This is a genomic window from Curtobacterium sp. B18, from assembly GCF_000333375.1.
Lineage (GTDB): Bacteria > Actinomycetota > Actinomycetes > Actinomycetales > Microbacteriaceae > Curtobacterium.
On record NZ_BACZ01000301.1, the window covers coordinates 1 to 6,548 of the forward strand.

8 protein-coding genes are annotated in these 6,548 nt (G+C 65.2%); 2 read left to right on the plus strand and 6 right to left on the minus strand.

The window, feature by feature from the left end:
- The first annotated feature begins 26 nt into the window (after window positions 1–26).
- Window positions 27–452 (plus strand): hypothetical protein, encoded by a 426-nt coding sequence (locus I5E_RS21430; RefSeq protein WP_022906509.1) that lies wholly within the window; start codon window positions 27–29, stop codon window positions 450–452.
- Window positions 453–557: 105 nt separating this feature from the next.
- Here the strand turns inward: I5E_RS21430 and I5E_RS07970 are convergent, their stop codons facing one another.
- The 6 genes from I5E_RS07970 to I5E_RS07995 form a co-directional block, all read right to left on the minus strand.
- Window positions 558–959 (minus strand): hypothetical protein, encoded by a 402-nt coding sequence (locus tag I5E_RS07970; RefSeq protein ID WP_148286895.1) that lies wholly within the window; start codon window positions 957–959, stop codon window positions 558–560.
- Window positions 960–1,106: 147 nt separating this feature from the next.
- Window positions 1,107–1,373 carry a hypothetical protein gene (locus I5E_RS07975; protein WP_022906511.1) on the minus strand — a complete coding sequence of 89 codons (267 nt, stop codon included), beginning with the start codon at window positions 1,371–1,373 and terminating at the stop codon, window positions 1,107–1,109.
- A gap of 35 nt (window positions 1,374–1,408) precedes the next feature.
- Window positions 1,409–2,437, minus strand: a complete 1,029-nt coding sequence (locus I5E_RS22640; RefSeq protein WP_148286896.1) for a hypothetical protein — start codon at window positions 2,435–2,437, stop codon at window positions 1,409–1,411.
- A 208-nt stretch (window positions 2,438–2,645) separates the two neighbouring features.
- Complete coding sequence (locus tag I5E_RS07985; protein WP_187290477.1) at window positions 2,646–3,764, minus strand: LCP family protein; 1,119 nt, start codon at window positions 3,762–3,764, stop codon at window positions 2,646–2,648.
- 317 nt (window positions 3,765–4,081) lie between these two features.
- Window positions 4,082–4,819: an SDR family oxidoreductase gene (locus I5E_RS07990; protein WP_022906514.1), complete on the minus strand. Its 738-nt coding sequence runs from the start codon at window positions 4,817–4,819 to the stop codon at window positions 4,082–4,084.
- Window positions 4,820–4,997: 178 nt separating this feature from the next.
- Window positions 4,998–6,017, minus strand: a complete 1,020-nt coding sequence (locus I5E_RS07995) for an SDR family oxidoreductase (protein ID WP_022906515.1) — start codon at window positions 6,015–6,017, stop codon at window positions 4,998–5,000.
- Between the two features lie 90 nt (window positions 6,018–6,107).
- On the opposite strand from I5E_RS07995, the gene I5E_RS08000 reads away from it, so the two are divergent.
- Window positions 6,108–6,548, plus strand: a 441-nt coding sequence (locus tag I5E_RS08000; protein WP_031261865.1) for a TetR/AcrR family transcriptional regulator, incomplete at its 3' end; no start/stop codon positions are given.

Consider the following 6,548-nt stretch of genomic DNA (forward strand, 5'->3'; position numbering starts at 1 on the left):
TCAGACCCACGGCGTTGACTGTGGCCATGATCCCCAAGAACCTCATCCATCAGGTCGAGAGCGCGACGGTCCGTGATCGCGACGGCGCGACGGTCGGCAAGGTGACGCAGGTGTTCCCCTCCGACGAGGACGGCAGTGCGGCGTACGTCAGCGTCGCGACCGGCTTGCTCGGGAGGCACCACGCGCTGGTCCCGGTCGAGGACGCGACCTTCGACGGCACGGATCTGCGCGTCGGGTACACGAAGAACGCGATCACGGACGCGCCGTCCGTCGGTCCCGGGAACGCCCTGTCTCCCAGCGAGGCGAACGCCGTTCGCAGACACTTCGGCCTCTCCGTCACGGGCGCAGCAATCGGAGACATGGGCGACCCGAACGAGAACCTCGATCAGGCCGGAACAGGGCCGGCAGGCGCGGACGACACCGAGGGAGCCGGCACGACACCGCCGGCGTGACCGGCGTCAGCACTTCCCTCTGCACCCCGGCGTGCCGGCCGCCGACCGGCCAGCGGCCTGTCCGATGCTGCTCGACGCACGCTTTCGGCACCCTCAGCGCACAACTCAGTCGGGCTGCGCTGCGAAGTGGACGACCGTTGCAGCGAGGACGAACAGGGCGACGATGGTGAGGACCGCTGCCGCTCCGCACATCCATGCGCGACGACGGGCACGCCGGCGGCGTTCAGCAAGCGACGCCCAGAACGCGATGCTGACGACGGCCGCGATCGGGAATCCGATCCAGGCGACCGATCCGGCGGTGTCGTTGCAACCCCCGCCAGCACAGGCGTCGAAGGCCATCATCGAGAGCACGACGCCGAACCAGCCGACAGCGAGCATCGGCAGGGTCAGACCGAACAACGTCAGGGTGACTGCGAGATCCTTCCAACCTGCAGGAGTGTGGATCGAGAGCGTGTGGCGGTCAGGGCGCCCGAGCGGGAAGAGATCGTCTGCGTCGTCCTGCTTCATGGCGACAGTGTGCCGGACCTTGTCCGCCGACGCTCGCATCATCAACCCGTCTCAGTGGCGGATCGTTGGCCGAGACAGGCCGGCCTGCGGACACGACAGCGCCCCGGCCGTTTCCGACCGGGGCGCTGTGCTGCTTGCGACACTCCGTCAGTGCGATGGTGCTGATGAGGAGGCACGCTCGTTTCGACGCTGGATGATCGCGACGATGCTGCTGACGATGAAGGCGGCGAGGCCGATCCCGAACAACCACAGGCCAGCTTCGAACCCGCCGACGATGACGTCCGGTGTGTATCCCGGCTCGATACCACTGTTTTCCTGCATGCGGTAGTCGACGCCCATTGCGATGAGGAACCCAATGGTGGTCAGCACGCCAAGACCGGCGGCCATAGCGGATCCGATGACGAACTTCTTCATATGCTCAGTCTCCCGTCGAAAAGGATGTTCGGTGGCTACCAGTTGCAGCGGTGCGATGCGACGCCGGAGACCCAGTTCGCGCGGTTCGCCCGGTACCGTTCGAGGTTGTAGTCCTGAGTGAACGGCAACCCGTAGACGCTTGCAGCGACGTGGCAGTTGTACTGCTGCTGCAGGGTGGCCTTGTTCGTGATTGCGGGCCACTTCTTCTTCCACTCGTCCCACCCGGAACCGCGGAACACAGCCTGGCCTGCCGCGTAGCCTCCGACGCCACCGCCACCGCTGAGAACGATCGCGCCGGGCCCGGTGACCCAAGCGCTGTAGCGGTAGTCCCCGTGGTAGGTGTCACGCTTGAAGCTCTTGAACAAGGTGATCCCGAGCCACGGGTCGGCCACCACCGGGTACTGCGTAGCCGCGTCGTGCTCAACCACCTGCGTCAACGTGTTCCCGTGTACCTCGTACCGGGTTGCCACCGGCTCCCCGGTCGCATCCTTCGCCCACGCGGGTGCAACGGTGCCGGCGAACTCGCCCGTCTCGTCAGTGATGAGGACCACGCCATCATCGCGGACCGTGATGGCTCCACCTGCCGGCACGGACAAGTCGTAGTCGTACCGGGTCGGCGCTGCAGCGTCTTCGATGACGGTCAGGATCTGCAAACTGCCGTCCTCCCGCACCACCGAAGTCGTGGTTGACGAGTTGTTATTGTCGAAGATCGCCACCCCGGTACCCGCAACGACCGCGTCTGCTGCCTGGTCCGCGAAGGGCAGCGACACCGTCAACTCGCGGTCGCTGGTGCGGAGCGCAGCTCCATCAGCAGCGTCCGTTGGGACGCTGACTTCGACATCGCCCGCGGCGAAGGTTGCAGCCTCACTCCCGGACTCGGACGTGTCAGCGGCCGCGTCGAGGACCTCCGGCGCGACAGAGGCGATAACGGCCAATGCATCCGTGGGCCGTTCGTCAGCGTGCGCCACCGCCGACGTCCCCAGCATCGCAGCAGCACACAGCAGCCCCACTCCTGCCATGCCCACAGTTCTTCCCGTTCGAGACACTGCCTCCCCCTCGATCATCTATTGGGAGCCCTCCGCCCCCTGAACAGTGATCCTATGAGAACACTCAGAGTTCGCAATCCATCGCAAGGATGACTCTCGCACGACCCACCGGCGCAGGCCGGTGTCGCGGGTCGGATGTGCATGCGTCTGTCTATCACCGTCAGCGCCGCTCGCAGCGTCTCAGTAGCCGATCGGCTATTGAGACGGGCTTTCGCTTCTCGCGTTCCTAGCCGGACCCTTTCGAGCAGGTGGCTTCTGCTGCTGTCTGGCCGGTGATCGCCGAGGGGAGCGCAGTGGACGTTGGTGGAGTGCTCGGGGTGACGCTTGTGAGCCCGTCTGGCGGGGATGAGGGTGCATCCGGATCGGTAGATGACGGAGCCCGTGCGGCCTCTGACGGTGCTGCGTTGTCCGGGGACTGTTTTGTCGCGCCTCCACCGAGTGACGAGTCGTTGAGGTTCGTCTCTGCATCGGTTTGTAGCGCGACGTTGAGGGCCTGCGCGGGCTGCTCGTCGACGATGAGGCGGTTGATGTCCGCCGGGTTGGGCAGGGTGGGGTACTGGACGAACAGCACCTTCGACAGGTCAATGCCTCGAAGGGTCAGGGCGAGGGAGACCATCGTGTCGGGGCTGGTGAGGTTGTCGCTGAGGATCATGTTCGACAGCGCTGCCTTGGCGAGCTTGTAAAGCGTCACCGGGTTGGACAGCGCTCCGCCGGGTGCGAGTACCTTCCGGGCCAGTGCGGAGAGGAACACCTGCTGGTTGCTGATGCGCCCGAGGTCGCCGCCGTCCCCGATGCCGTGTCGACTGCGGAGGAAGGCGGAAGCGGTCTGTCCCTCGATGGGATGGACGCCGGGTTCGAGGTCAAGGCCGACGTACGGATCGTGGATCGGAGTTGCCACGCAGACGTCGACGCCGCCGACCGCGGTCGACATGGCTGCCACGCCGTCGAACTTGAGGATGCCGGCGAACTGCGCCTCGACCCCCGTCAGCGATTTCACAGCTGCGACGACGCATCCCAAGCCGCCCTGGTTGCCGCCACGGGAGAGCGCTTCGTTGAACATCGCCCGCACCGCAGGTCGAGTCTGCCCGGTGTCCGTGTCCACGCAGGCCGGCAGCTCCACGACGGTGTCGCGCGGGATGCTGACGGCAGTCATTTGTTGATGGTCTGCGGAGATGTGGATCAGCATGGTGACGTCGTTATTCAAGCTCCCCGGGTCACCTTCGGCAGCTTCGGTCTGGCCCTGACGTGTATCACTGCCGACGACGACGAAGTTGACGGCACCGCGGAGGGCTTCGGCACCGGTCTTGCTGGGCTTCCCGCCAGCACCGATCTGAACCGTCTGCACCGAAGCACCAAGATTCCCGATCGCGATCGCTCCGATGCTTGTCGCACTCGCTACAGCAACGACAGCAGCGATGCCAAGCAGTCTCGCCGCTCCAAGCCAGCTCGACCGGCGAGTCAGTCGCCCGTGACGAACGCTCGCACCTCCGTCGGTTCGATGATTCATATCGATCCCCCTCGCCGCGAACGATAGCAACACGAGCGGAGGTCACGACCGGCGGTGCCGCCCGTTCGGTGTGCGGTGCCCGCAGCCGAGAACGGGCAATGCATCTCGCTGAACGATCGGCTAGCGGACGCATGCAATGACGGACGTGACTTAGCTCAGTGAGCGAGGGGAATGCCGCGAATTGGGTACGTCTTGGTACCGACACGGTGTCGGCCACGGGGAACCAGCAAATCGTCTGGTCCGCTACACGGAACCGTCACGACTTCACGCCCGTCGCCTGCTGCGGCAAGCGTTCCGCGGAGCAGGTCGTCGAAGAAGTAGCGCTCCGGACCGGCCAGGTTGATTTCGTGATCAGACGGTTCCGGCTCAAGCGCGGTCGTCTCGAGGAGGTTCACAACCTCGGAGAGGTCGACCGGCTGAATGAGCGAGCGCTCCGCGATCACGCGTCCGTCGACGGTGTGTTGGTCTGCCAGCACCGGGACCCACGAGTGGAACTGCGTTGTGCGGACGATCGTCGCGGGTACCATCGCTGACTTCAGCACCTGCTCCTGGGCGACCTTGCCGCGCCAGTACCCGTTGTCCGGCCCGTCCTCCTCGCCGACACCCACGATCGACAGCAGGACATGATGCCGAACCCCTGCCCGGTCGCCGGCTCGCACCAGGTTCAGGCTCGTGGTCTCGAAGAAGCCGGTCGCCTCATCGTCGAATCGAGCGATGTTGAGCGTGTTCACGATCGTGTCGACTCCGACCAGTGCGGCGTCCAGCCCTTCTCCCGTCGTCGCGTCCACGCCATTCGAGCGACTGCCGATGACCACTTCAACGCCCTTCTCCTTCAGCGCCCCAGCGACTTCCGCTCCAACCTGGCCACGACCGCCCGCGATGAGGACCCTCATGTTCACCCTTCTTCCGTCCTTGACGAGATCTCGCTGAGGGCTTGACGACAGACAGCGCCGACATGTGAGGTGACCGAGTGTCTCGCGCCATTGTCGGAGCTGGCGACCGCCTTCGCGTGAGACCAGTGGGAGCTAGCCACATCGAGTTGCGGCAGGCGCCCTCCGGGTCGCGTTGGCGTCATCGACGACTTGGCTCGTCCTTGCCGACGAGGCCGAGTTTCATGAGGGACTTCGCAGTGTCGAGCAGTGTCTCGCGCACGGGGCGCGGCTCCCAGCCGAGGAGGTTCTTGGCCTTGGCATTGCTGATGACGGGCGCGACAGAGCTGTCGGATCCGTCACTGCTGGCGGCTGATTCGGTCAATGGGACGTGTGAGGCGAGGGAGCCGAGCTCGTCGTGGAGCAAGACAGCGACGTCGCGGAAGCTCACGGATGGTCCGTCCGCGACTGCCAGGAACCGCTCCCCTGCCGCTTCGGAGTGCGTCATCGCTGCAAGGTGGAGCGCAGCGGCGTCGCGCACATCAACGACGCCGAACGATTGCGCCGGCAGATTCTCCATCAAACCGTCAAGCATCGCCTTGATGAACGCGACCGACGTCGACAGCTTTGTGCTCAGCGTCGGGCCGAAGATGCCCACAGGGTTTACGGCCGAGAACTCGAGCCCCTCACCTTGCTGAGCAACGAAGTCCCACGCGGCTCGTTCGGCGACGACCTTCGACTTGATGTAGGGCTGCAGGTCATCCTCGGGATTGGTCCAGTCGCTTTCGGTGAAGCTCGGGACAGCCTTGTGTGAGTACCCGACGGCTGCGAACGAGGACGTCATCACGACTCGCTCAACGCTGGCATCGCGAGCAGCCGCGAGGACGCGGAGCGCTCCATCTCGTGCCGGCACGATCACGTCATCCTCGTGCTGCGGGGTATGTCCTGGGAAGGGAGAAGCGACGTGCATCACGTACCGCGCTCCCGACATGGCATCGGTCCAACCGTTGTCGGAGCTCAAGTCGGCATACGCGAGATCGAGCCTGTCAGCAGACAGCACCCCCGCACGGTCGAGATCCTTGCGCAGCGCCGCTCCTCGGGCTTGGCTGCGGACGGTCGCGCGAACGCGGTAGCCCTGGTCGAGGAGCGCCGCGGTGATGTGCGCGCCGAGATAGCCGTTCGCTCCGGTGACCAGCACGGTGGCGTCTGGGTGAATCGTCATGGTTGATCCGTTCTCGTGGAAGTACAGTGGTAAGCGGAACGCGTTCCGGAACAGAGTAAACGGAAAGTGTTCCGTTTGGAAGGGGTGGGGATGAGTGAGCGTGACGGCCGCCGAGCGGATGCCGTGCGCAACCGTGCACGAGTGCTCGATGCGGCAGTGCGGTTAGTGTCCGTGCAAGGCGCGGACGTGCCGTTCACTGCCATCGCAGCCGCAGCGGGCGTCGGGGTCGGAACCGTCTACCGACACTTCCCCTCACGCATCGCGCTGTTCGAAGCGGTATACCGGAACGAGCTCGACGCTGTGTGCGATGCCGCCACGCAGCTCGAAGCGGACGAGGAACCGGCGGACGCCCTTCGTACGTGGTTGGAACGATTCGTCGACTACTTGGCTACGAAGGCCGGCTTGAGCTCGGCGTTGACGGCTGCGATTGCGGGAGGCGCGCAGCCGTTCGAGCACAGCCGCGGCCGTTTGAACGATGCACTGCAGATTCTGCTTGCTGCGCTGCAACGAGATGGACGGCTGCGTGACGGC

Coding starts and splice junctions, on each gene's coding strand:
- I5E_RS07990 (WP_022906514.1), bottom strand. CDS start 4,819: ATGAGGGTCCTCATCGCGGGCGGTCGTGGCCAGGTTGGAGCGGAAGTC.
- I5E_RS07970 (WP_148286895.1), bottom strand. CDS start 959: ATGAAGCAGGACGACGCAGACGATCTCTTCCCGCTCGGGCGCCCTGAC.
- I5E_RS22640 (WP_148286896.1), bottom strand. CDS start 2,437: ATGATCGAGGGGGAGGCAGTGTCTCGAACGGGAAGAACTGTGGGCATG.
- I5E_RS07975 (WP_022906511.1), bottom strand. CDS start 1,373: ATGAAGAAGTTCGTCATCGGATCCGCTATGGCCGCCGGTCTTGGCGTG.
- I5E_RS07995 (WP_022906515.1), bottom strand. CDS start 6,017: ATGACGATTCACCCAGACGCCACCGTGCTGGTCACCGGAGCGAACGGC.
- I5E_RS21430 (WP_022906509.1), top strand. CDS start 27: ATGATCCCCAAGAACCTCATCCATCAGGTCGAGAGCGCGACGGTCCGT.